This is a genomic window from Acinetobacter chengduensis (assembly GCF_003664645.1).
GTDB lineage: Bacteria > Pseudomonadota > Gammaproteobacteria > Pseudomonadales > Moraxellaceae > Acinetobacter > Acinetobacter chengduensis.
Genome location: NZ_RCHC01000002.1, coordinates 158,220 through 182,371, shown reverse-complemented (window position 1 = coordinate 182,371; position 24,152 = coordinate 158,220). Strand labels below are relative to the sequence as shown.

Below are 24,152 nucleotides of genomic sequence, written 5' to 3'. Positions count from 1 at the left end.
AAGGCACTTAAGCTTGCCACTGTAATTGTTCACGCAAACGTACAACTTCACCAATAATAGTTAAAGTCGGCGCTTGTATTTGATGGTCACTCACTTTAGAAGCAATATCTGCCAGTGTACCCACCACCACTTTTTGATCAGGTGTGGTACCTTTAGAAACCAACGCCACGGGCATATCTGGACGTTGCCCATGCTCAATCAAGCGTTGGCAAATTTTTTCCAATCCAACCAAGCCCATATACAACACAAGGGTTTGATTTTCATAGACCAACTCATGCCAAGGCAGTTCTGGTGAACCTTCCTTTAAATGACCTGTTAAAAAGCGAACACTTTGCGCATAGTCACGATGTGTCAGTGGAATACCTGCATACGCAGAACAGCCAGACGCAGCCGTAATACCTGGGACAACTTGAAACGCGATGCCTGCAGCAAATAGCTCTTCAATTTCTTCACCACCACGACCAAAGATAAACGGATCGCCTCCTTTAAGACGACAAACACGCTTACCTTGCTGTGCATATTGAACCAATAAGGCATTAATACCTTCTTGGGGTACAGCATGATTTGATCGGGCTTTGCCTACATAGATTTTTTCTGCATCACGGCGACACAGCTCCATAATTGGCTCAGACACCAAACGGTCGTAAATCACTACATCAGCTTGTTGCATCAGACGCAATGCTTTCAACGTTAATAACTCTGGATCACCTGGCCCAGCTCCCACCAAATACACCTCACCTTTTGGCTTTGTCCACTCAATTAAAGCTTGTTCAATTAAACGATCTGCCTCGGCAAGATTGCCATTAAACACCTGCTCTTTGAGTGGACTGGCATATAAGTCTTCCCAAAAAATACGGCGTTCATCTGGATTGATAATTTTGGCTTTTACTGCACTGCGCCATTGACCCGAAAATTTAGCCAAAGCGCCCATTCCATGTGGAATACTGGCTTCTAACTGCGTACGAATTTGACGAGAAAGTACGGGTGATGTGCCATTGCTTGCAATAGAAACCACCAACGGTGAACGATCTATAATGGCTGGCACCATAAAACGACAATGTGGTGGATCATCCACACTATTCACTAAAACATTTTCAGCTTCACACGCCTCAAATACTTGGCGGTTTACTTCAGCATCATCCGTAGCTGCAATCACCAAACGATATTGGCGTAATAATATTTCGGCACTGAACAAAGCTTGTGTATATTGCCCCTGCGATTGTTCCACAATTTCTAACAAATTCGCATCAATGACTGGAGCGACAACATTGACCATAGCACCCGCTTTGGCCAACAACACCGCTTTACGATAAGCAATATGGCCACCGCCAACAATCAGACAAGCTTGCTGTTGCAACTTTAACGAGATTGGAAAAATATCCACAAGAGACCTCAAAAAAACTATATCTGACTGCTTAAAACAAAAGTGCACACTGTTGTGTGCACTTGATCCTACTCGAACTTAATCGATGTAAGTTTTACCACCCATGTATGGACGTAATACTTCTGGAATTTCAATTGAACCGTCTGCGCGTTGATAGTTTTCCATCACCGCAAGCAAAGTACGACCTACAGCCAAACCAGAACCATTCAATGTATGCACAAATTCAGTTTTCTTCTGGTCTGCACGGTAACGTGCTTTCATACGACGTGCTTGGAAGTCGCCCATATTTGAACATGAAGAAATTTCACGGTAGGTATTTTGGCTTGGCACCCACACTTCTAAATCGTAAGTTTTAGTTGCGCCAAAGCCCATATCACCACCACATAAAATGATTTTACGGTATGGCAGACCTAAAGCTTGCAAAATACCTTCTGCATGGCCTGTAAGGTCTTCTAGCGCTTGCATAGAGGTTTCAGGTTTTACAATCTGAACCATTTCTACTTTATCAAATTGGTGCTGACGGATTAGACCACGCGTATCACGGCCGTATGAACCTGCTTCACTACGGAAACAAGGTGTATGCGCTGCATATTTCAATGGTAGACGATCTGCATCGATGATTTCGTCACGTACAAAGTTCGTTACAGGTACTTCAGCTGTTGGAATTAAATAGAATTCTTTTTCGCCTTGAAGCTTAAATAAATCTTCTTCAAATTTAGGCAACTGACCTGTACCACGTAATGAATCCGCATTTACAAGATAAGGTACATACGCTTCTGTATAACCATTTTGTTCAGTATGTGTATTGAGCATGAACTGCGTAATCGCACGTTGTAAACGCGCTAATGGTCCTTTCAATACACTAAAACGTGAACCTGTTAATTTTGTAGCAGTTTCAAATTCCAAACCACCCATCATTTCGCCAAGGTCAGTATGGTCTTTTACTTCAAAATCAAATGTACGTGGTGTACCCCACTTTAAAATCTCAACGTTATCTGCTTCATCTTTACCTTCTGGTACAGACTCATCTGGTAAGTTTGGAATAGATAATGATTTTTCTTCTAGCTCTGCTTGCAATTCGGCCAAAGCAACTTCAGCTGCTTTAATTTCATCACCAATTGCAGACATACGCGCCATAATTTCAGAAGCGTCTTCGCCTGCTTTTTTAAGCTGACCAACTTGCTTCGCGCCCGCATTACGCTCTGCTTGCAAAGATTCAGTTTTTGATTGAATTTCTTTACGACGTGCTTCAAGTGATGCCCACTCTTCTACATTTAATTGCACACCACGTTTAGCTAAGGCTAAATTTACAGCCTCAATATTATTTCTGAGTAATTTCGGGTCGATCATAGCCAGTCTTGGAATAAGAAAAAAACTGGCTATAGTGTAAGCTTTTCATGCTAAAAAATACAGTGACTGGGCATACAGCTGTGCCTTATTAGAACAATATTGCGAGGATTTTATACAAATCCTCGTCGCGATTATTGATTGTGATATTTTGGCAAACTTGGTAAATATTGCGCCTGAATCACCTCACCAGCAGATTCATACGGCAATTTAAGCTCAGACATCCCTTCAGCATAGCTGGCCAACTCATACAACGGATAAACAAACATCAGTCCATTCGGGCCATAATAGAAATTGTCACTCAGCTTTAATTGAGCCTTTTCAATTTTATGGTTGTATAGCCAGTTAATGTTAGCGTCATACAGTGAATCTAGTACTTTTTGCTCAGCACCCTTAGTCAAAATATCTTGCAAAGACAATCGTTTGTGAGTTTTTAAATCAAAGTTCACATATTCAACATGATACATGCCATGTGCTGCACCAGCGCTGTAGCTATAACTATAAATGGCAAAAGTAGCGATATTATAATGCTGACCAATATAGCGCACAGACATATTTTGCTGATTTAAACCGGCTTGACTGCCTTCAGAAACATCAACCTTTTGTGGTGCATGTTCTGCAAATGCAATTGGTTCAGCCTTACGAATACGATCATTGAAATAATCATCAATCCAAGACACACCCGACTGAACAGTTTGCAATACAAACTGAGTACAACCTTCTTTTTCACACACGTTCTTATGATAATTGGCTACATTCACCGCTTTTACTTGTAACAATGGAACAGATGGTGCCTCAGCGACCACAGGCGCAGATGCTGCAGCCTCTTGATCTTTCTTAGGTAGGTCATGACGTTGGCAACCTACAAACACTGTCGCCAGTAGGGTCATTAACAAAACCGGTTTAAGTTGTACTGAGTTCATCCGAAATCCCTGTGGTTATTTCTAGCCGAAGTAAAGTTGAATTTTCACATTTTTCAAAGTCAAAAGTATAGCCAAAATCACCAAAGCACCTGAAAATAATTTATTGATACATCAGCGCTCTATACTTTATCTCTCAAGCATAGACATAAAAAAAGCAAGCCTCAGCTTGCTTTTTGTATCTAGGATTTAACCCAAAGATTATGAATTATTGATCAATAATATCTGTGCCTTTTGGTGGTACAAAATTAAAAGTCGATGCTGGAATAGGTGGGTTCACTTTTACATTATTAAATCGAACATAAGTTGTTTGACCCAAAGAATCCGCCAAGATCATCAAATTTGGTGCTTTGTTCGCACCAAAACTAATGGTTAAACTTTGAAAAACACCATCTTTTTGTTTCGGATAAAGCGTGTAATAGGTTTTTGCCTTGTTTGGTTGAGTTACACGGTAAGACTGCATAATTTGGTTAGTATTACCTGAAAGCAATAATGCTGGAGTATTCGCAACTTGATCATCTAAGCTCTGTCTAACTGCTTGTTGTAGATCAGGATCATATATCCAAACTGTTTTGCCTGAAGTTACAATGGTTTGCTTAGATGGGCTTGTGGTTTCCCAGTAAAACTTCCCTGGACGCTCAACCTTCATTACACCTTTAAAGGTTTGGTTCATGTGCTGTGCAGATAACCCTTTTTTCTGCACAGGTTTTGCACCTGCTGTCGCTTTAGAGGTTTGTTCAAATGTCGCACTTAAACTTCGAATACCATTTAACTGTTTAATTAAGCCCGCTGTTGCTTGTTGCTCCGATGCTGCGGTAGCAGCAAACACAGTCGTACTCATGGCAGGTGCAAACATTACTACACCCAATGTCATTGCACACACGGTTTTACGAAGCATTTTCATAATTCACCTTTTAATATTTTCTGCTCAAAGCAATTGAATCTATGTAGCCATCTTAAACCAATTTGAAACACAAAAATGAGGTAAAACAATTCATTTTGTATACTTTCTTATGTAAATTCTCTATTTTTATTCATCATGATGGAGAAAATTATCTATCCTTTCATGATTCAAATCTTGAATAATTATTCAATTCATTCTTTATATAAATCTATATTTATTCCACCACTATAAATGCTTTTAATCTTTTATTTTTATTTGCCCTAAGTTGCTTAAATGAATAGACATAAAAAAACCCGCAATCAATGCGGGTTTTTTTCTATATCAGCGATTACGCGTCAACAGATACATAGCGACGGCCAAATTGACCTTTCACTTCAAATTTTACTACGCCATCAGCAGTAGCAAAAAGTGTATGGTCACGACCCATACCTACGTTTTGACCAGCGTGGAATTCAGTACCACGTTGACGAACGATGATGTTACCAGCAGTCACAGATTGACCACCGTAGATTTTAACACCCAACATTTTTGGGTTCGAGTCACGACCGTTTTTAGTCGAACCACCGGCTTTTTTAGATGCCATGTCTCATTTACTCCTCGTAATTAGCCTGAAATAGCTGTAATTTTCAACTCAGTGAACCATTGACGGTGACCTTGTTGTTTACGATAGTGTTTACGACGACGCATTTTGATGATGCGGATTTTGTCGTGACGACCATGGCTAACTACTTCAGCAGTTACAGTAGCGCCAGCAACAACTGGAGCACCGATTTGAATGCTTTCGCCGTTAACAAGCATCAATACGTCATCAAACGTAATTGTAGAGCCAGTTTCAGCTTTAAGTAATTCTACTTTAAGGGTCTCGCCCTCAACTACACGGTGTTGTTTACCACCGCTTTGGATAACTGCGTACATAATGTACTCCAAACATGCCCGTGTCGTCGTGCCGATAAAGGAATATACCGATCTTAATACGATCGCCACTGGGGTTGTACAAGGGCAAGGATTTTAAGTGATAATAAAGCAAACAACAAGTCATTTGCACAAAATTTTATCTAGAATTAACGATTATTTAATAAACAATGTCTTAGAACATGCTTAAATATTGCCTAAGGCTTATACTTCTTTGAAAAATGACATAGATTTTTAAAAACTATTCGTTACTATAGTCCTTATAAACATAAGCACACGTTTCTTATTTTGCCAGAAATAAGCCATGTGCACTCTACAGGGAGATTAGAAGTATTATATTTGTCGCATTGAAGCCTTGTGCATGCTACAAAACTAGTCGCTTCTATCTATAAAACACCACCAGAATTACTCGTTTTCAAATTCAGAGTAATTTCAAACCAAATGAGGTTTTTCTTCACATGACCATCGACTTTAAGCAAGATATTCTCGCTCCTGTTGCAACTGATTTTGCCGCGATGGACACATTCATTAATGAAGGAATTACCTCTAAAGTGGCATTAGTCATGGCGGTAAGTAAGCATGTTGTGGAAGCAGGTGGTAAACGCATGCGTCCAATTATGTGCCTATTGGCAGCCAAAGCTTGTGGTGCAGAAGACTTAGAGAAACATCGTAAATTAGCAGCGATTATTGAAATGTTGCACACTGCAACGTTGGTTCATGATGATGTGGTCGATGAATCTGGCTTAAGACGTGGTCGTCCGACAGCTAATGCAACATGGAATAACCAAACCGCGGTTTTGGTTGGTGATTTCCTAATTTCTCGCGCTTTCGATCTTTTGGTCGATTTAGACAATATGGTCTTGCTCAAAGACTTTTCAACGGGGACTTGCGAAATCGCTGAAGGTGAAGTTTTACAATTACAAGCACAGCACCAACCCGACACAGACGAACAAACTTATTTAGATATTATTCACGGCAAAACTTCACGTTTGTTTGAACTCGCAACAGAAGGCGCAGCTATTTTAAGTGGCACGCCAGACTACCGTGAACCGCTACGAAAATTTGCTGGACACTTTGGTAATGCCTTCCAAATTATTGATGATATTTTAGATTACACCTCAGATGCTGAAACATTAGGTAAAAATATTGGTGATGATTTGATGGAAGGTAAGCCAACTTTACCTTTAATCTCAGCACTGAAAAATACACAAGGTGAAGAACACGACATTATTCGTCGTAGTATTGCCACTGGCGGAACAGCAGATTTAGAGCGTGTTATTGCCATTGTGCAAAGCTCAGGCGCGCTGGACTACTGTAGCAAACGTGCCGAGGAAGAAACGCAAGCTGCATTAAATGCTCTGCAAAGTCTCCCCGATACGATTTACCGCCAAGCGCTAATGAATTTAGCACAGTTGGCACTTCATCGCATTCAGTAAACTTTTAATTTTTTACCTTGCCTATGCATATAAATTTCAACGATTTATTTTTATCTATGCAATTCCAGCTCGAGCAACCTCGAGCTGTATTAGATGACCAATTACTGATTGATCTGGTTGACCGTATTCGTCCAGAAAATAGCAAAAATAATGAAGAAATACATACAAAGTTTAATGCTTTTTTACAAGCATTACTGCTCACACCAGATGCAGCCTCTACCCTACAAAGTTTCGTTTTAAAACTTATTAGCCAATACAAACAAACGAGTCTTTATGCCGATACGGGCATTTTATCGCTTGATGGCTTTTGGAATCAGCTATCACAACGTCTAGGTGCGCACTTTCTACCGCTCATTAATGATCACAGCCAGCTACAAGATTTAGTGCGCCGTGTATTTCACAATCGTAGTGACAAATACTGGCTCGATCAAATTGAAGCACATGAATGGCAAAAGCTGTTTAAATTTCTGAATCAAGGTCATAGCAACCAAGACGAAAAAAAACAAATTCGCAGTGAATTAATCAAAGCCATTACAGTCCTGTCTTATCGCGTGAGCGGAATTGGCCTCTACCCCGAATTTATTAATGCACAGCCCGATTTAACTGAATATGAATCACCTTTTTTGGTTCAAAACCGAGAAATTAATGAATTTATTCAGCAGTACAAACAGCTACACCAATCTACTGAGCACATGCGTGCCATCATGCCCCCTGATGCCTCACAAGCATTCGTCATGCTTGATCAATGTCGTGAAGTGGTGCTCAAAATTCGCCGTGCCACCAAACGGATTGGTGTGAGTGTCAGCCTGACCTATTTGTTGTCTTTATTAGAGCAATGCCTTGACCGCGTAGAACTGCTCTTAAAACTCATTGTTGAAGAAGATAACGAACGCTATCTTGCGCTTGGCATACTGCTCGCAGATATTACGGATGCTATTTACAGTGAGCAAAGTGTACGCTCACTATTGGCAACCAATAGCGAATTGATGGCCTTACAGGTGACAGAAAATGCCAGTAAAACTGGCGAACACTATGTAAGTACGGACAAAAAAGGCTTTTTTTCGATGTACAAATCCGCAGCAGGTGCCGGAGTGATTATTGCCATAATGGCCACACTCAAAACCCTGATGGCACGCGTATCGATGGCACCCTTAATGCAGGCCTTTAGCTATAGCATGAATTATTCCTTAGGCTTTATGCTGATTCATGTCATGCATTTTACCGTCGCCACCAAGCAACCTGCGATGACCGCGGCGGCACTCGCAGCCACAGTTCAACACCGCAAAGGTTCAAAAACGACGCAAATTGCAGAATTGGCAGCATTGATTATTAATATCATTCGAACCCAATTTATTGCAATTTTAGGCAATATTTCTATTGCCATACCGGTAGCAGCACTCATTGTGATGTTTTGGGATGTCGTGTTACATGAGCAACTCATGACCCACGCCAAAGCGACCAAAACACTGCATGACCTCAATCCGTTTACGTCTTTAGCTGTTCCCCATGCAGCCATTGCTGGCATTTGCTTGTTTTTATCGGGTCTGTTGGCAGGCTATTTTGACAATATGGCTATTTACCGCAAGGTTGGCCCTCGAATTCAATCCCATCCAAAACTCGAAAAAATCATGAGCCAAGAACGCTTAAATGCTTTTGCTGCTTATATAGAACGAAATTTAGGTGCTTTGGCAGGTAATTTCTTGTTCGGGATTATGCTCGGTAGTATGGGCACGATAGGTTATATTTTGGGTTTACCTTTAGATATCCGACATATTGCCTTTGCCTCTGCCAATTTTATTCAAGGCTTAATGCAAATTAATGGCAGTCCAGATATTGGTCTCGTGATTGTGTCCTTTATGGGCGTACTGATGATTGGTTTAACCAACTTATTTGTAAGTTTTACTTTAACCATTATTGTGGCACTTCGTGCACGCCGTGTACGATTTGAGCAGTGGAAACCTTTAGCAAAATTAGTGCTCACACATTTCCTTACCCGTCCAAGTGATTTTTTCTGGCCACCAAAGCAAGCACTTGAAATTCGCGAAACAAATGCACCACAAAAGAATTCCCACTAAAAGGATTTGTTATTTTATTTTACATAGTGTTAAAAAAGTACGAAAAAGAAATTAGCATAATTTACACACACTTGAAATAAAGTGTACTGATGAGTACACTTTAATCCATTATTTAACCTTGCTCTGCTCGGTTAACATGACAAGGATACATGCATGCCAAAGCGATTGCTGTTCCTCGGCTGTTTTTTGTTGTTGATTAGCATGTTTTTACTGAAAATTCCTGCACTTAATGTTTTTGATTTAGGTGCAGTGCAATGGATGTTTAAGCATCGTAGCCATACTATCAACAGCATTGCTATAGGATTGTCGATTGCTGGTGGCATGCCTTTTGTATTATTTATAACCACGCTATGGTGTTTAACTATGGCATGGTATAAAAAATATATAAATATTGTTTTTATCAGTATAGGAATTTTTGGAAGTATTGTTCTCACTTGGGTGCTCAAATACTTCATTTCTCGACCACGTCCACCTGAAATGTATTTCTTAGTGAAAACCTACGGAGATTCATTTCCAAGTGGACATAGCTTATATGCGGCAACGCTGGGCTGTCTTGCAATGTACGTATATCTGAAACATTCACATCATAAACTCATTTGTTTAGCCATGAGTCTATGGGTGTTTGTCATGGGTATATCCAGAGTGTATGCGGGTGCGCATTATCCTTCCGATGTCCTTTCTGGCTGGAGCATAAGTTTTATTTGGATCACGCTTTTATATCTCGCGATAAGCAAATACCAAAGCGCAAATAAAGAATGAACTTTAGATATAAATCTAATTGAGGTGGAAGAATGATGTCTGCAAAGCTTTGGGCCCCTGCCCTAACCGCTTGCGCATTAGCAACAAGTATTGCACTTGTTGGTTGCAGTAAAGATCCAAAGGAGGCACAGCAAGCAGGCGCTGCTCAGCAAATGCCACCAACTGAAGTTGGAATTATCGTTGCGCAACCGCAAAGCGTTGAACAGTCTGTTGAACTTTCAGGCCGTACGACAGCATTTGAAATTTCTGAAGTGCGTCCGCAAACCAGCGGTGTCGTTCTGAAACGTCTTTTTGCTGAAGGAAGTTATGTACGCGAAGGTCAAGCATTATATGAAATTGACTCAAGTACAAATCGCGCCAATGTCGACAATGCACGTGCATCTATTGCAAGTGCTGAAGCAAATTTAGGTGTATTACGTGTTAAAGAAGGTCGTTACCGTCAACTTGTTGGCTCGAACGCGATTTCTAAACAAGAATACGATGATATCGTTGCGCAGGTTAAACTTGCTGAAGCGACATTGAACGCCAGCCGTGCAACACTGAAAAATGCTGAAATCAACTTAGGTTATTCTACAGTTCGTGCGCCTATTTCTGGTCAAACTAACCGTTCTACCGTTACTGCTGGCGCTTTGGTTACTATGAATCAAGAAAGCCCATTGGTTACTATTCAGCGTTTAGATCCAATTTATGTGGATATTAACCAATCAAGTGCAGAATTACTTCGCCTACGCCAGCAATTAAGTAAAGGTTCTTTGGACAGCAGTAACAATACGAAAGTGAAGTTAACGCTAGAAGATGGTAGTGAGTACTCACAAGAAGGACGTTTAGCCTTCTCTGATGCCAGCGTGAATCCTGATACAGGTACAGTAACACTGCGTGCGGTGTTCCCTAACCCAAATCATCTCTTGCTTCCGGGCATGTTTGCCAATGCTAAAATCGTTCAAGGTGTGATCCCAAATGCCTATTTAATCCCACAAATTGCGATTACACGTACACCTACAGGCCAAGCGATTGCAATGATTGTAAATGCTAAAGGTGCTGTAGAATCTCGCCCTGTAACCACTGCTGGTATTCATGGTAAAGATTGGATCGTGACTGAAGGTCTAGCGACAGGCGATAAAGTCATTGTCGATGGTATTGCGAAAGTAAAACCAGAACAACAAGTGGTCGCTAAACCTTACCAGCCTAAAGCTGCTGCGCCACAAGGTGCTCAAGGTCAAGCAAAACCAGCTTCAGAAGCTGCCACTAAACCTGAACAAAAAGCTACTTCAAATACATAAGGGGTAGACTGAATGGCACAATTCTTTATTCATCGCCCCATTTTTGCGTGGGTGATTGCATTAGTCATTATGTTAGCGGGTATTATCACGCTAACAAAAATGCCGATTGCACAGTACCCAACGATTGCTCCACCCACAGTCACTATTGCAGCGACTTACCCTGGTGCATCTGCTGCCACTGTTGAAAACACAGTAACGCAAATTATTGAGCAACAAATGAATGGCCTTGACGGCTTGCGCTATATTTCTTCAAACAGCGCGGGTAATGGTCAAGCATCTATTACTTTAAACTTCGAACAAGGTGTTGATCCAGATATCGCCCAAGTTCAAGTGCAAAATAAACTTCAATCTGCAACTGCACTTTTACCTGAAGACGTACAGCGTCAAGGTGTAAAAGTAACGAAGTCTGGCGCAAGCTTCTTACAAGTTTTAGCGTTTTACTCACCAGATGGCACATTGTCAGCAGATGACATTAAAGACTATGTAAACTCAAATATTTCTGAACCGCTCAGCCGTGTGGCGGGTGTAGGTGAAGTCCAAGTATTTGGTGGCTCATACGCAATGCGTATTTGGATGGATCCATCCAAAATGGCCAACTTACAAGTTACGCCTAGCGATATTGCCAGTGCATTAAAAACTCAAAATGCGCAAGTTGCAGTAGGTCAGTTAGGTGGCGCGCCTTCGGTTGAAGGTCAAGTACTTAATGCCACAGTAAATGCACAAAGTTTATTGCAAACAGCTGACGAATTTAAAAATATTTTCTTAAAAAATACTGCCAATGGTGCTCAAGTTCGCTTGGGTGATGTGGCACGTGTAGAACTTGGCGCAGATAACTATCAATTTGACTCTAAGTTCAATGGTAAACCTGCAGGCGGTGTTGCAATTAAACTGGCTACAGGTGCAAATGCCCTAGATACAGCAAAAGCTGTAGAAGCACGTTTAGTTGAACTTCGTAAGAACTATCCAACAGGTATGAAAGACCAATTGGCCTTTGATACAACACCATTCATTCAGCTTTCAATTGAAAGTGTTGTACATACACTGATTGAAGCGGTGATCTTGGTATTCCTTGTGATGTTCTTGTTCTTACAGAACTGGCGCGCAACAATTATTCCAACCATGGCTGTACCTGTGGTTGTATTAGGTACTTTTGCGGTTATTAACGTTTTTGGTTTCTCAATCAACACACTCACGATGTTTGCTATGGTACTTGCCATTGGTCTATTGGTGGATGACGCGATTGTCGTGGTGGAAAACGTCGAACGTATTATGGCGGAAGAACACCTGGACCCAGTTCATGCAACTGAAATTTCGATGAAGCAAATTTCTGGCGCGTTAATTGGTATCACCTCTGTATTGTCTGCGGTATTCGTACCAATGGCATTTATGAGTGGTACAACCGGTGTAATTTACCGTCAATTCTCTATTACACTTGTAACGGCAATGGTTTTGTCATTGATTGTGGCATTAACCTTTACCCCTGCCCTTTGTGCGACCTTGCTCAAACAGCATGATCCTAACAAAGCGCCAAGTAACAGCTTACCTGCACGTTTCTTCCGTTGGTTTAATACCAGCTTTGATAAAGTTGCAACTAAATATCAAGGTGGCGTCAACCGCATGACACATGCCAAGCTATTCTCAGGCTTGTTATACGGTGTGGTGATTGTCATTTTAGGCTTCTTATTTACCAAACTGCCTTCTTCATTCTTACCAGATGAAGACCAAGGTGTGGTTATGACTTTGGTTCAGTTACCTCCTAATGCAACTTTAGAGCGTACTGATAAAACCATTACGACTATGACAGACTACTTCTTAAATAAAGAAAAAGACTATGTTGAATCAGTATTCAGCGTATCTGGTTTCTCATTTACAGGTGTCGGTCAAAATGCTGGTTTGGCATTCATTAAGTTAAAAGACTGGTCTGAGCGTACATCACCTGAGTCTCAAGTGGGTGCAATTATTGGCCGTGGTATGGCTTTAAACATGATTGTTAAAGATGCATCTTACATCATGCCATTGCAACTCCCTGCAATGCCTGAATTGGGTGTGAGCGCAGGCTTTAACTTACAATTGAAAGACTCTGGTGGTGCAGGTCATCAACAGCTTCTTAACGCGCGTAATGCTATCTTAGGTATGGCTGCTCAAGACAAACGCCTCATGGGTGTCCGTCCTAACGGCCAAGAAGATACTCCACAGTACAAAATTATTGTGGATCAAGCACAAGCGGGTGCCATGGGTGTTAGTATTGCTGAGATTAATACCACAATGGGTATGGCATGGGGTGGTTCATATATCAACGACTTCATTGACCGTGGCCGTGTGAAAAAAGTATATATCCAAGGTGAATCAGACTCACGCATGATGCCTGAAGACCTGAACAAGTGGTATGTACGTAACAACCAAGGCACAATGGTTCCATTCTCTACATTTGCCACTGGTGAATGGACTTACGGTTCGCCACGTCTTGAGCGTTATAATGGTATTTCATCCATGAACATTCAAGGTACACCAGCACCGGGTGTGAGCTCGGGTGATGCGATGGCCGCTATGGAGGAAATCGTTGCGAAACTTCCATCTATGGGCTTACAAGGTTTCGACTACGAATGGACAGGTTTATCATTAGAAGAACGTGAGTCTGGCGCGCAAGCTCCATTCTTATACGCCCTTTCATTGTTAATTGTCTTCCTGTGCTTAGCAGCCTTGTACGAGAGCTGGTCAATCCCATTCTCAGTATTATTGGTGGTACCTTTAGGTGTAGTGGGTGCGGTAGCATTAACATTCTTAGGTATGGTGTTGTTTAAAGATCCGAACCTGTCAAATAACATTTACTTCCAAGTCGCAATCGTTGCAGTCATTGGTTTGGCTGCCAAAAATGCGATTTTGATTGTAGAATTTGCTAAAGAGCTTCAAGAAAAAGGCGAAGAGTTATTTGATGCAACAATGCATGCAGCAAAAATGCGTTTACGTCCTATTATTATGACAACTTTAGCATTCGGTTTTGGTGTATTACCGCTTGCCCTAGCTTCTGGCGCGGGTGCAGGTAGTCAGCATTCTGTAGGTTATGGTGTGTTGGGTGGCGTAATCAGCTCGACGCTGTTAGGTATCTTCTTCATTCCTGTGTTCTACGTATGGATTCGAAGTATCTTTAAATACAAACCAAAACAACAAAACAATCAGGAGCACACATCGTGATGCAAAATATATGGTCTATTACAGGTCGTAGCATTGCGGTTTCTTCACTTGCGCTTGCTTTGGCTGCCTGCCAAAGCATGCGCGGTCCAGAACCGGTCGCACAGGCAAATATCCCGCAAAGCTATACAGCAAGTACGTCTGGTACGTCTGTGGCTGCGCAAGGTTACAAAGACTTTTTCGCTGACCAGCGTTTGGTTCAAGTTCTTGATTTAGCTTTAGCAAACAACCGTGATTTACGTACTGCTGCATTAAACATTCAACGTGCACAACAGCAGTATCAAATTACGGCCAATAACCAACTGCCAACGATTGGTGCAAGTGGTGATGTACTACGCCAAGACCAAGGTACGGGTACCCAAACTCGTTACAATGTTGGTTTAGGTGTTACAGCTTACGAGCTTGATTTTTGGGGTCGTGTACGTAGCTTAAAAGACAATGCTTTGGACAGTTATCTTGCCACTGCCAGCGCACGCGATGCGACTCAAATTGCGCTCATCGGCCAAGTTGCACAAGCATGGTTAAGCTATTCATTTGCCAATGCCAACTTAAAGCTTGCTGACCAAACTTTAAAAGCACAGCTAGAGTCTTACAACCTCAACAAAAAGCGTTTTGATGTAGGTATCGACAGTGAAGTTCCTGTTCGTCAGGCACAAATTTCTGTAGAAACCGCTCGTAACGATGTTGCGAACTACAAAACCCAAGTTGCACAAGCTCAAAACTTACTCAACCTTTTGGTGGGTGAGCAAGTGCCTGAAAGTTTGTTAGCTAAACAACGCGTAACACGTATTACATCAAATAGTACGATTGGATCAGGCTTACCAAGTGAACTCTTGAACAACCGTCCAGACGTACGCGCTGCTGAATATAAATTATCAGCTGCTGGGGCAAATATTGGCGCAGCCAAAGCAAGTTTATTCCCAACCATTAGCTTAACTGGCAATGCAGGCTACGCATCTACAGACTTAGGTGATCTATTTAAGTCTGGTAGCTTTGTTTGGGGTGTAGGCCCAAGTATTAATTTACCAATCTTCGATTGGGGCACACGTAAAGCGAACATTAAGATTTCAGAAACAGACCAGCAAATTGCATTGTCTGATTATGAAAAATCAATACAGTCTGCATTCCGTGAAGTGAATGATGCACTGGCGGTTCGTAAAAACATCGGCGACCGTTTATCTGCACAAAAACGCTTAGTTGATGCAACCAATACAACGTATAAACTGTCTAATGCTCGCTTCCGCGCAGGTATTGATAGTTACCTAACTGTATTAGATGCACAGCGTACATCTTATGCTTCTGAACAAGGCTTATTGTTACTTGAGCAAGCAAACTTAAACAACCAAGTTGAGTTATACAAAACACTCGGTGGTGGTATTAAGGCTAACAGTAGCGATGCTGTACAAGAACAGCCATCTAGCGCAGAACGTAAAGCAGCAACAACAAAATAATTGTGACATTCTACAAAGAGCTCACTTCGGTGGGCTTTTTTATTGCTTTTTAACGGTAACTTTTCTATCTTCACTATATTCTTTTTTGATTGATCAACAAAAATGCTACTCAGTAATCTTGAAACTGTCCCAGGCCATACTATTACACAACAGCTCGATGTGGTTTATGGGAGCACCGTACGCAGCAAACACGTCGGACGTGACCTATTGGCAGGTCTGAAAAATATTGTAGGTGGCGAACTGACAGCTTATACCGAACTGCTCGAAGAATCGCGCAAAGAGGCCATGGACCGCATGATCGTAAAGGCGCAAGCATTGGGTGCAAATGCTGTGGTCGGTATTCGTTTCTCCACTTCGAACATCGCACAAGGTGCATCTGAACTGTTTGTTTATGGTACTGCAGTACGGGTAGAAGCTAACCAATCGAAACTACCTGACCCATTCCCGACTCAAGGCTAAGGCTATGGATGCATTTTTATTCAAAATTGCGATTTTTGTAATTTTGTTTGCAGTCGGCTGGGGCTTCGGACGACGTGCCGAAAGTAAGCACTTGGCTGAACTTGAAATACAGGAAAAACGCCTCGCCTATATTCGCTTAGACAGTAGCCGTTTTAAAACCAGCGAATATTCAGGTCAAATGATCAGCAGTAATGTAGTGATTTCGCATGACTATTTTAAATATGTGATTGCCAATATTCAGAATTTTTTCGGTGGCAATCTCAGCAGTTATGAAACTGTGGTAGAACGTGCCAGACGAGAAGCTGTTGTGCGCTTAAAGTTAGAAGCAGAAAAGATGGGAGCATCTGAAATCTTAGGTTTACGTCTTAGCACCACCGAAATGGGTATGGACGGCGGTATGGTTGAAGTATTTGCATACGGCACTGCAATTCAAAAATAATTTAACTATTACCCTCTGAAACAGAGAAATTGCAAGTTATGTGATTCATGGAGACCTTAACTTAATCATTAAAACTCTATCTGCTAAATAAATTTTAAAGCGTCATTTAAAAATAAACTGTAAATGACGCTTAGAATTAAACAGAGACGCTTTTTAAATTTGATATCAATCAAAAAAATTATTTCACTTTCATTTTACGAATCATTTTATACAGTGTGCTCGGTGAAAGGCGTGATACTGCAACACCAAGTTTTTCTTTACGACCACCAACCACAATATATTCTTCACCAGCCAATAATGCCTTCACCGCAGTTTTGGCAAATTCGTCTGCCTCAAGGCCATTGGCCGTGGCTTCATTATCAAAGCCTTGGGCTTTACCTTCGCCATTTAAAGCATTAATAGATACATTGGTTTTGACAAAACCAGGGAAAATCACCGATACATCTACCCCATCAGCCGCTACTTCGGCACGTAAACTATTGGCCCATAAGTGAATAGCGGCTTTAGCAGCCGAATATGAAGCACGATACTGCGTACCTAATAGGCCTGCTACACTGGACACAAAAACAATACGTCCAGATTTTTGTTGTAAAAATGACGGCAACGCTGTTTTGGTTAAGAACACTTGTGAAAAGTAATCCAACTCCATAATGGCACGCTCAGTTTGCATGGTGGTTTCTGAAATCAGCGCGCGCTGGCTTAAACCTGCATTGTTAATGAGCCAATCAATACGGCCCTTAGATTGTAAAACCTGTTCATAGGCTTGAAGCACTTGGCTTTCATTGGTAATGTCGGCAGCGACCGATAAATGTAACTCAGGGTTAATCAACCCAGCCCGTACGTCTTCCAAAGCGTCATGACGACGCGCAGTAAGCACCACCTGCGCACCTTGTAATGCGCACTCAGATGCCAGTGCCTTACCTAAACCAGACGATGCGCCTGTAATCCAAACTACTTTATCTTTTAAAGATTTCTGTTGCGCCATGCCCTTTTTCCTTTTATACAGGCTATACATACATTGATGCTTAGCTTTTAACTATTTCTGGCTGAATAAAACCAATGAAATGATCAAAATACGGACTCATCGCTTGAGCATCGTAAATCGACCCCAGCTTATCAAAGCGCTTATAGCCCAGCTGAGTGGTTAAATTAATCACACCATTTAAAGTTTTATCCACCACCATATTAAATTTCAGCATTTTTTTAGGCTCACGAATTAAATGCGTTACCCCTAAATCGACCACTTCTGTAAATGCTTTTAATGCTGGCGGTACATATTGGTTATTGCCCTGCCTCATTTGTTCTACACAGCCCATTAACTCTACGATAAGAGCGTTATCTACTGGGTAAGTTACATAAGTGTCGCCATTTTGATCGACGGTCAAATTATGCAGATAATTCACCATAGGTTTTAAGCGTTCATTGCCAAAAAATGATACAGACCACGGCATATATTTACGGGTCATTTCTGTAATTTGATTAATAATTTTTTCAGATTCATGATCACTAGAACTGGACATTTTGGCAATATTTCCAAATACTTGATCAATAATATCACAAGCGATATCTGCTAAATTTTCACCTAAGGGCTTTGCCAGACTATCTTCATCATTTGCATTCATTCGTTCATAGATGCCCATAAAACGTTGGTGTGTTTCAGGCTGAATTTTTAGAAAAATGGTATAGCTCATAACGCCCTCCTTATTATAGTGTTCAGCAATCTTAATGTGCTTTGGTTAAAGCCTATCATAATGCTTGGCATTCGCACTGCCAATTGGCGAAAGTTTACATTCTTGCAACATCCCTAAATCATCATTTTTTTTGCTACAATAGACGCAATTTTTTATCCACTTTTGATCTGTTTAGACTATGACTGATTCAGCGCAAAATATCGCGACAACCTACGATCCGACTGAGATCGAAAAAAAATGGTACCAAACTTGGGAAGAGCGTGGCTATTTTAAGCCATCTCAAAAAGGTGAATCTTTTTGTATCATGATTCCGCCACCAAACGTCACTGGTAGCTTGCACATGGGTCATGGTTTTAACAATGCCATCATGGATGCTTTGACTCGTTATAACCGTATGTCTGGCAAAAACACGCTTTGGCAACCAGGTACTGACCACGCAGGTATTGCAACGCAAATGGTTGTAGAGCGTCAGTTGGGTGCGCAAGGCGTAAGCCGTCATGACCTTGGCCGTGAAAAGTTCATTGAAAAAGTATGGGAATGGAAAGAACAATCTGGCGGTAACATTACCCGTCAAATTCGTCGTCTAGGCTCATCTGTAGACTGGTCACGTGAACGCTTTACCATGGATGATGGTTTATCTAATGCTGTAAAAGAAGTATTTGTAAAACTACACGAAGATGGCTTGATCTACCGTGGTAAACGCCTAGTTAACTGGGATCCAAAATTACAAACTGCCCTTTCTGATTTAGAAGTTGAGTCTGATAAAGAAGAAGCAGGTTCATTGTGGCACTTCAAATATTTCTTTGAAGATAAATCAATTCGTACCCACGATGGCAAAGATCACATTGTTGTCGCAACAACTCGTCCTGAAACATTATTAGGTGATACGGCGGTTGCAGTTGCACTTGATGATGAACGCTATGCAGCGCTTGTAGGCAAAAACATTATCTTGCCAATTACGGGCCGTGCTGTTCCAATCGTTAAAGACGAATATGTAGACAAAGAATTTGGTACTGGCTGTGTGAAAATCACTCCTGCACACGACTTCAATGACTATGAAGTCGGTAAACGTTGCGAATTGCCAATCATCAACATCTTCAACAAAAATGCTGAAGTGTTGGCTGAATTTGAATACATCGCGAAAGCAGGTGAGCAAATTTCTAAAACCATTCCTGCTCCAGCAGAATATGTTGGTTTAGAGCGTTTTGCTGCACGTAAACAATTGGTTGCTCAAGCAGAAGCTGAAGGCTGGTTAGATCAAATTCAACCCTACACATTGAAACCACCTCGCGGTGACCGTTCAGGCGTGATTGTTGAGCCATTATTGACTGACCAATGGTACGTAAAAATTGCACCACTTGCTGAGCCTGCAATTAAAGCGGTTAAAGATGGCGACATCAAATTTGTACCTGAGCAATACAGCAACATGTACATGGCTTGGATGAACAACATTCAAGACTGGTGTATTTCGCGTCAATTGTGGTGGGGTCACCGTATTCCAGCTTGGTACGATGTAGACGGCAATGTTTACGTGGGTCGTAACGAAGCAGAAGTTCGTGAGAAAAACGGCATCCCTGCTGATGTTCAATTGGATCAAGACGAAGACGTATTGGATACATGGTTCTCATCTGGTCTTTGGACATTCTCAACTTTAGGTTGGACTGGCGATGAAGCAAAAGACAAAGAAAACTACTTCTTAAATACTTTCCACCCAACTGATGTGCTTGTTACTGGTTTCGACATTATCTTCTTCTGGGTTGCCCGCATGATCATGATGACCATGCACTTCATGAAAAATGAAGATGGCACGCCGCAAGTTCCGTTCAAAACTGTGTATGTACATGGTTTGGTACGTGATGGCGAAGGTCAGAAGATGTCTAAATCTAAGGGTAACGTGCTTGACCCATTAGACTTGATTGACGGTGTGGATTTAGAAACTTTAGTACAAAAACGTACGACTGGTTTGATGAACCCGAAACAAGCGGCTAAGATTGAAAAATCAACCCGTAAAGAATTCCCTGAAGGTATTCAATCTTACGGTACAGATGCAGTTCGTTTCACATTCTGTGCGCTTGCAAATACTGGCCGTGACATTAAGTTCGACATGAAACGTGTTGAAGGTTACCGTAACTTTGCCAACAAAATCTGGAACGCAACGCGTTTCGTGATGATGAACTGCGAAGAGCAAGTGATTGGTCAAGAAGTTCGTCAAGACCTTTGGGAATTGCCTGAACAGTGGATCGTGAGCCGTCTGCAAAAAGCGGAACAAGCAGTACAAACAGCATTTGCGACTTACCGTTTAGACTTAGCTGCTCAAGCAATTTACGAATTCATTTGGAATGAATACTGTGACTGGTATGTAGAGCTGACTAAGCCTGTTCTAAATGATGAAAATGTATCGGTTGAGCGTAAAGCTGAAGTTCGTCGTGTATTGCTAGCGGTGATGGAAGCATCTTTACGTCTTGCACATCCGTTAATGCCATATTTAACAGAAGAAATCTGGCAAACACTTGCGCCGAAACTCAACATTTCAGGCGAAACAATCATGTTGGCTCAGTACCCTGTTGCTGAACAAGCATTGATTAATGAACAAGCTGAAGCGGATATGCAATGGCTTCAAGGTTTGATTGGTGCGGTACGTAACATCCGTGGTGAGATGGGTCTAGGTAATGCGCGTTTATTACCAGTTCTTCTGCAAAATACCACTGATGCGGAAAAAGCACAGATCACACGTATTGAAGCATTGTTTAAAGCATTGGCGAAAGTTGAAAGCATTACTTTCTTGGCTGATGGTGAACAACCACCATTGTCTTCATCGAGTGTTGTTGGTCACGTATCTGTATTCGTTCCAATGAAGGGTTTAATTGACCCTAAAGCTGAATTGGGTCGTCTACAAAAAGACTTAGACAAAGTTCAAAAGCAACATGACCAAATTGCCACTAAATTGGGCAATGAAGGTTTTGTGGCGAAAGCACCTGCTGCTGTGGTTGAAGGCGAGAAAGTGAAACTTGCTGAATTTGCTGATCAGTTAGCGAAGATTAAAGCGAATATGGAGCAAATTGCAGCGCTGTAAAGTGTTGTTAGTTTGATCTAATTTGTGTATAAAGGGCTGATTATTCAGCCCTTTATTATTTCAAATGAAAGAACTATTAGAACCTATTTATCTCAATGAAAAAATGCTACTCAACTGTGCTGGATATTTATTTGATGGAATAGAATTTAGTAAAGAAATACATGAAGCAAATGAAAATGGCTCAGATAAAAACTTAGGCTCTGAAGGAAACTTAGCATCTAATGGTATTACAGACCTTGTTGGGAAATTAGATGGTAAAATTAATGCAGAGTTAAATTACAAAAATACTTCAAGCTTTTCATCAAACTCTATTAGAAATATATCTCTAGGTGCTATTCACATGAAAGTACTAAAAAGATTATACACAGATAAGCTAATACAAAATTTTAGTAGTTTCGAAGAAAATTTGAGAGAAAAACCATATATTGCTATTGAAGCTGATATGAAACCTGTAGATTTTTTTGAATTGCTACAAATTTTGAAAATGATTTCGCCACAGCTCCACTATTTACTTGTTTTTTTAAATGCTAATAAACAAAATCAAAAAAAAGTTAGCCCAAATCAACAACAGTTGAATAAAGACATTATTGAGTTGCTCAAAAATCTTATTTCAGAACTAGAAAAAAGTTACTTAGAATCAAACTTATTAGAAATGTTAATTTACCAAGGTGACCGATGTATAGGTGTTGTTGATCTTGATTTAGATAATTCAAATCCACATAAATTAAAATCTCAACTCAATGATGGTCGATTTACAATTATCGGTAAAATTACAAAGACGATTGATTCTGAAGATAGAATTAATTTATTACAAAGAAATATACTTACCCCTTTATTAACACTCGTGCAGAAAATCACTGTTTTAGTTGAAACTGCTAAAAATTTAGATAATGCACCTCTAGGAGAAGAACGAATTAAAAGCCTAATGGAGCTAAAAGAAACAGCTTTTTCAATTATCAGTCTTTTACTTGAAATTTATATAGATGGACCTGCTCTCAGAATAAGAGCAATGTCAGTATGTATATAACGCTCACCCACAGGTAAAGGGAGCTGTCATTTGATTTCATAATGAAGTTCCCTCTCCTTTTAGGAGAGGGTTAGGGAGAGGTGCTTTTAATTTTAGAAACCCTCATCCCCCGCCTTCTCCCGTAGGGAGAAGGAGCTTTCATTACTAATTTACTTTCAACTCAGAACAAACATTCCACAAATCCTCCAATACCACATCCGTCTGACTCAACACATCATGATTCCAATACCGAACCACCATTAATCCCAAAGCCTCTAAAAACTTGGTACGTTCAGCATCGTATTCAACTGCATCATCTGTTCCATGTTGACCGCCATCCAACTCAATCACTAAACCAATTTCATGACAGTAAAAATCCACAATATACGGCGCAATCACATGCTGACGACGGAATTTCAGATTCATAAATCGCTTCGCACGAAGTATTTGCCACATCAGATGTTCTACATCGGTGGCGGTGTGGCGCATGGATTTGGCGAAGGTGAGTAGTTGGGGATCTATTTTTTTATTCATGTGGAATTTATTTTTATTTTTGATGATTATAGCAGATTTCCCTCACCCCCCTTGCGAAGCAGTGCTTCTCATCCCATAGGGAGTGGGAGAATTCATTAAATATTCACCAATCATTAGACACACAATGAAGTTCCCTCTCCTGAGCGAGTTTTAAAGCAGTGCTTTAAAACGAAGCGCAAGTGAGGGCTAGGGAGAGGTGATTTTAAAAATTACAAAACCCCATGCTCCAACAACATCTCCAACCCACTCTCTTTCCCCATATACATCAACCTTTGCTTTTCAGCTTTTAACTGTTGCTTCACCGCCGACACATCCGCATCAATCTGCTTATACAAGTTTTGAATATTCAGTTGCCCTTTCGACTTCTGCACCGCAATTTTGGCTTTATTTGACCAAACCAGTGAATCAATCAATTGCTGAATTTGTTGCTTTAAAGCTTGGCTTTGCGCCTCCAAAGCTTGTTGGTAAAACTTGATTTGCTCTGCACCCAAACCCTTATTTGATGCATGTTTGCTTTGCTCAATTTCAAGTTGCAGTTTAAGTAAAAAGAATAAATCTTCTTGTTCGTATGCTTCATTGGCACGTTGTAGCAGTTCAGTTTTTTCTATCTTTTTCGCTTCATCCTGTTCACGGTCAGGGTGAATGATTGAGGCTATTTTTAAATATACCGTTTTTAGCGATTGATTGACTAACTTTTCGGCTTGTGCTTGCTTATCTTGTTGGCGTTTGAGTTTAGCTTGCTCACGTGCCTGCTGATACGGCTCATGATTCCAATCGTCTATTGCATCATCGGGCCAAGATGAATCCTCTTCTAAATCCATAACTTTCTTTTTATTCTTTTTCATCTGTGCATATTCTTGGGCTTGCGCATAATAAGCATGCAACTTTGCCACTTCATCAAGCTGATACTGCTCTAGCATGTTTGAATCGTTTAATAACTGCGCCAAAGCTTGAATCTTGTTATCAACTTGTACTGCGTCCGACTTGCTTAAATTATAAGCACTCTGGCTATTCCATAAACATTGCATTTGCGCATACAGCGTATTGTATAAATCCCGATAAGCTGGCATCAAAGCCTTTTGGCTGTAGGCACGAATTTCATCTTTGGCTTCTTGCCATGATGCAAGCAACAACTTTTGCTGTTCGATTTGATCAATTAAACGATTCAGTTTTTGCTCAGGCTTAGACAACTCAATCTGGGTTTGAACTATGGTTTTTAAATCAAAAGACATAGCAGGCATAAAACAAAAGAAAAATTGTAGCAACTTATGCCCCAAATGTAGAGCACAGTTG

Annotated in this window: 20 protein-coding genes; 10 read left to right on the top strand and 10 right to left on the bottom strand. The window is 40.9% G+C overall.

Features of this window, described 5'->3' with window-relative positions:
* Nucleotides 1-7: 7 nt before the first annotated feature.
* The 6 genes from cysG to rplU form a co-directional block, all read right to left on the bottom strand.
* Nucleotides 8-1,384 (bottom strand): siroheme synthase CysG, encoded by a 1,377-nt coding sequence (gene cysG / locus D9K81_RS02415; protein WP_120373824.1) that lies wholly within the window; start codon nucleotides 1,382-1,384, stop codon nucleotides 8-10.
* A gap of 78 nt (nucleotides 1,385-1,462) precedes the next feature.
* Nucleotides 1,463-2,734, bottom strand: a complete 1,272-nt coding sequence (gene serS, locus D9K81_RS02410; RefSeq protein ID WP_120373825.1) for a serine--tRNA ligase — start codon at nucleotides 2,732-2,734, stop codon at nucleotides 1,463-1,465.
* A gap of 131 nt (nucleotides 2,735-2,865) precedes the next feature.
* Entirely contained in the window at nucleotides 2,866-3,654 is a 789-nt protein-coding gene (locus D9K81_RS02405) for an RsiV family protein (protein WP_120373826.1), read from the bottom strand.
* A gap of 205 nt (nucleotides 3,655-3,859) precedes the next feature.
* On the bottom strand, nucleotides 3,860-4,555 hold the full coding sequence (lolA, locus tag D9K81_RS02400; RefSeq protein ID WP_120373827.1) for an outer membrane lipoprotein chaperone LolA: 696 nt from the start codon (nucleotides 4,553-4,555) through the stop codon (nucleotides 3,860-3,862).
* Nucleotides 4,556-4,883: 328 nt separating this feature from the next.
* On the bottom strand, nucleotides 4,884-5,138 hold the full coding sequence (gene rpmA / locus D9K81_RS02395; protein ID WP_106984493.1) for a 50S ribosomal protein L27: 255 nt from the start codon (nucleotides 5,136-5,138) through the stop codon (nucleotides 4,884-4,886).
* Between the two features lie 20 nt (nucleotides 5,139-5,158).
* Nucleotides 5,159-5,470, bottom strand: a complete 312-nt coding sequence (rplU, locus tag D9K81_RS02390) for a 50S ribosomal protein L21 (protein ID WP_068911959.1) — start codon at nucleotides 5,468-5,470, stop codon at nucleotides 5,159-5,161.
* A 455-nt stretch (nucleotides 5,471-5,925) separates the two neighbouring features.
* Between rplU and sdsA the strand changes: the two genes are divergently transcribed.
* The 8 genes from sdsA (at nucleotide 5,926) to D9K81_RS02350 (ending at nucleotide 16,555) form a co-directional block, all read left to right on the top strand.
* On the top strand, nucleotides 5,926-6,903 hold the full coding sequence (gene sdsA, locus D9K81_RS02385; RefSeq protein ID WP_120373828.1) for an All-trans-nonaprenyl-diphosphate synthase: 978 nt from the start codon (nucleotides 5,926-5,928) through the stop codon (nucleotides 6,901-6,903).
* A gap of 23 nt (nucleotides 6,904-6,926) precedes the next feature.
* Entirely contained in the window at nucleotides 6,927-8,978 is a 2,052-nt protein-coding gene (locus D9K81_RS02380) for a site-specific recombinase (RefSeq protein ID WP_120373829.1), read from the top strand.
* 153 nt (nucleotides 8,979-9,131) lie between these two features.
* The gene (locus D9K81_RS02375; protein WP_120373830.1) at nucleotides 9,132-9,737 is read left to right on the top strand and encodes a phosphatase PAP2 family protein; all 606 of its coding nucleotides are present in this window, start codon (nucleotides 9,132-9,134) and stop codon (nucleotides 9,735-9,737) included.
* Between the two features lie 32 nt (nucleotides 9,738-9,769).
* On the top strand, nucleotides 9,770-11,017 hold the full coding sequence (locus tag D9K81_RS02370) for an efflux RND transporter periplasmic adaptor subunit (protein WP_120373831.1): 1,248 nt from the start codon (nucleotides 9,770-9,772) through the stop codon (nucleotides 11,015-11,017).
* 12 nt (nucleotides 11,018-11,029) lie between these two features.
* Nucleotides 11,030-14,209 carry an efflux RND transporter permease subunit gene (locus D9K81_RS02365; RefSeq protein WP_120373832.1) on the top strand — a complete coding sequence of 1,060 codons (3,180 nt, stop codon included), beginning with the start codon at nucleotides 11,030-11,032 and terminating at the stop codon, nucleotides 14,207-14,209.
* Nucleotides 14,209-15,657 carry a multidrug efflux RND transporter AdeIJK outer membrane channel subunit AdeK gene (adeK, locus tag D9K81_RS02360; RefSeq protein ID WP_120373833.1) on the top strand — a complete coding sequence of 483 codons (1,449 nt, stop codon included), beginning with the start codon at nucleotides 14,209-14,211 and terminating at the stop codon, nucleotides 15,655-15,657. Before D9K81_RS02365 ends, adeK begins: the two co-directional genes overlap by 1 nt.
* Before the next feature lie 102 nt (nucleotides 15,658-15,759).
* A complete protein-coding gene (locus tag D9K81_RS02355) occupies nucleotides 15,760-16,116 on the top strand; it encodes a YbjQ family protein (RefSeq protein WP_120373834.1) in 357 nt (118 codons plus the stop codon).
* Between the two features lie 4 nt (nucleotides 16,117-16,120).
* Nucleotides 16,121-16,555, top strand: a complete 435-nt coding sequence (locus D9K81_RS02350; protein ID WP_120373835.1) for a YbjQ family protein — start codon at nucleotides 16,121-16,123, stop codon at nucleotides 16,553-16,555.
* A 178-nt stretch (nucleotides 16,556-16,733) separates the two neighbouring features.
* Here the strand turns inward: D9K81_RS02350 and D9K81_RS02345 are convergent, their stop codons facing one another.
* Complete coding sequence (locus tag D9K81_RS02345; protein WP_120373836.1) at nucleotides 16,734-17,540, bottom strand: SDR family NAD(P)-dependent oxidoreductase; 807 nt, start codon at nucleotides 17,538-17,540, stop codon at nucleotides 16,734-16,736.
* Between the two features lie 40 nt (nucleotides 17,541-17,580).
* Entirely contained in the window at nucleotides 17,581-18,246 is a 666-nt protein-coding gene (locus D9K81_RS02340; RefSeq protein ID WP_120373837.1) for a hypothetical protein, read from the bottom strand.
* 178 nt (nucleotides 18,247-18,424) lie between these two features.
* Here D9K81_RS02340 and D9K81_RS02335 point away from each other — a divergent pair, with 178 nt between their 5' ends.
* Nucleotides 18,425-21,319: a valine--tRNA ligase gene (locus D9K81_RS02335; protein ID WP_120373838.1), complete on the top strand. Its 2,895-nt coding sequence runs from the start codon at nucleotides 18,425-18,427 to the stop codon at nucleotides 21,317-21,319.
* 64 nt (nucleotides 21,320-21,383) lie between these two features.
* The gene (locus D9K81_RS02330; protein WP_120373839.1) at nucleotides 21,384-22,346 is read left to right on the top strand and encodes a DUF6414 family protein; all 963 of its coding nucleotides are present in this window, start codon (nucleotides 21,384-21,386) and stop codon (nucleotides 22,344-22,346) included.
* 144 nt (nucleotides 22,347-22,490) lie between these two features.
* On the opposite strand, the gene D9K81_RS02325 is transcribed toward D9K81_RS02330, so the two are convergent.
* Nucleotides 22,491-22,859, bottom strand: coding sequence for an endonuclease domain-containing protein (locus D9K81_RS02325; RefSeq protein WP_120373840.1), 369 nt, complete (start codon nucleotides 22,857-22,859; stop codon nucleotides 22,491-22,493).
* A 209-nt stretch (nucleotides 22,860-23,068) separates the two neighbouring features.
* On the bottom strand, nucleotides 23,069-24,091 hold the full coding sequence (locus D9K81_RS02320) for a molecular chaperone DnaJ (RefSeq protein ID WP_120373962.1): 1,023 nt from the start codon (nucleotides 24,089-24,091) through the stop codon (nucleotides 23,069-23,071).
* Nucleotides 24,092-24,152 lie beyond the last annotated feature (61 nt).

Bases quoted from the DNA above. Each gene is read 5' to 3' on its own strand.
- serS (WP_120373825.1), bottom strand. From the start codon at position 2,734: ATGATCGACCCGAAATTACTCAGAAATAATATTGAGGCTGTAAATTTA.
- D9K81_RS02405 (WP_120373826.1), bottom strand. From the start codon at position 3,654: ATGAACTCAGTACAACTTAAACCGGTTTTGTTAATGACCCTACTGGCG.
- lolA (WP_120373827.1), bottom strand. From the start codon at position 4,555: ATGAAAATGCTTCGTAAAACCGTGTGTGCAATGACATTGGGTGTAGTA.
- rpmA (WP_106984493.1), bottom strand. From the start codon at position 5,138: ATGGCATCTAAAAAAGCCGGTGGTTCGACTAAAAACGGTCGTGACTCG.
- rplU (WP_068911959.1), bottom strand. From the start codon at position 5,470: ATGTACGCAGTTATCCAAAGCGGTGGTAAACAACACCGTGTAGTTGAG.
- sdsA (WP_120373828.1), top strand. From the start codon at position 5,926: ATGACCATCGACTTTAAGCAAGATATTCTCGCTCCTGTTGCAACTGAT.
- D9K81_RS02380 (WP_120373829.1), top strand. From the start codon at position 6,927: ATGCATATAAATTTCAACGATTTATTTTTATCTATGCAATTCCAGCTC.
- D9K81_RS02375 (WP_120373830.1), top strand. From the start codon at position 9,132: ATGCCAAAGCGATTGCTGTTCCTCGGCTGTTTTTTGTTGTTGATTAGC.
- D9K81_RS02370 (WP_120373831.1), top strand. From the start codon at position 9,770: ATGATGTCTGCAAAGCTTTGGGCCCCTGCCCTAACCGCTTGCGCATTA.
- D9K81_RS02365 (WP_120373832.1), top strand. From the start codon at position 11,030: ATGGCACAATTCTTTATTCATCGCCCCATTTTTGCGTGGGTGATTGCA.
- adeK (WP_120373833.1), top strand. From the start codon at position 14,209: ATGCAAAATATATGGTCTATTACAGGTCGTAGCATTGCGGTTTCTTCA.
- D9K81_RS02355 (WP_120373834.1), top strand. From the start codon at position 15,760: ATGCTACTCAGTAATCTTGAAACTGTCCCAGGCCATACTATTACACAA.
- D9K81_RS02350 (WP_120373835.1), top strand. From the start codon at position 16,121: ATGGATGCATTTTTATTCAAAATTGCGATTTTTGTAATTTTGTTTGCA.
- D9K81_RS02345 (WP_120373836.1), bottom strand. From the start codon at position 17,540: ATGGCGCAACAGAAATCTTTAAAAGATAAAGTAGTTTGGATTACAGGC.
- D9K81_RS02340 (WP_120373837.1), bottom strand. From the start codon at position 18,246: ATGAGCTATACCATTTTTCTAAAAATTCAGCCTGAAACACACCAACGT.
- D9K81_RS02335 (WP_120373838.1), top strand. From the start codon at position 18,425: ATGACTGATTCAGCGCAAAATATCGCGACAACCTACGATCCGACTGAG.
- D9K81_RS02330 (WP_120373839.1), top strand. From the start codon at position 21,384: ATGAAAGAACTATTAGAACCTATTTATCTCAATGAAAAAATGCTACTC.
- D9K81_RS02325 (WP_120373840.1), bottom strand. From the start codon at position 22,859: ATGAATAAAAAAATAGATCCCCAACTACTCACCTTCGCCAAATCCATG.
- D9K81_RS02320 (WP_120373962.1), bottom strand. From the start codon at position 24,091: ATGTCTTTTGATTTAAAAACCATAGTTCAAACCCAGATTGAGTTGTCT.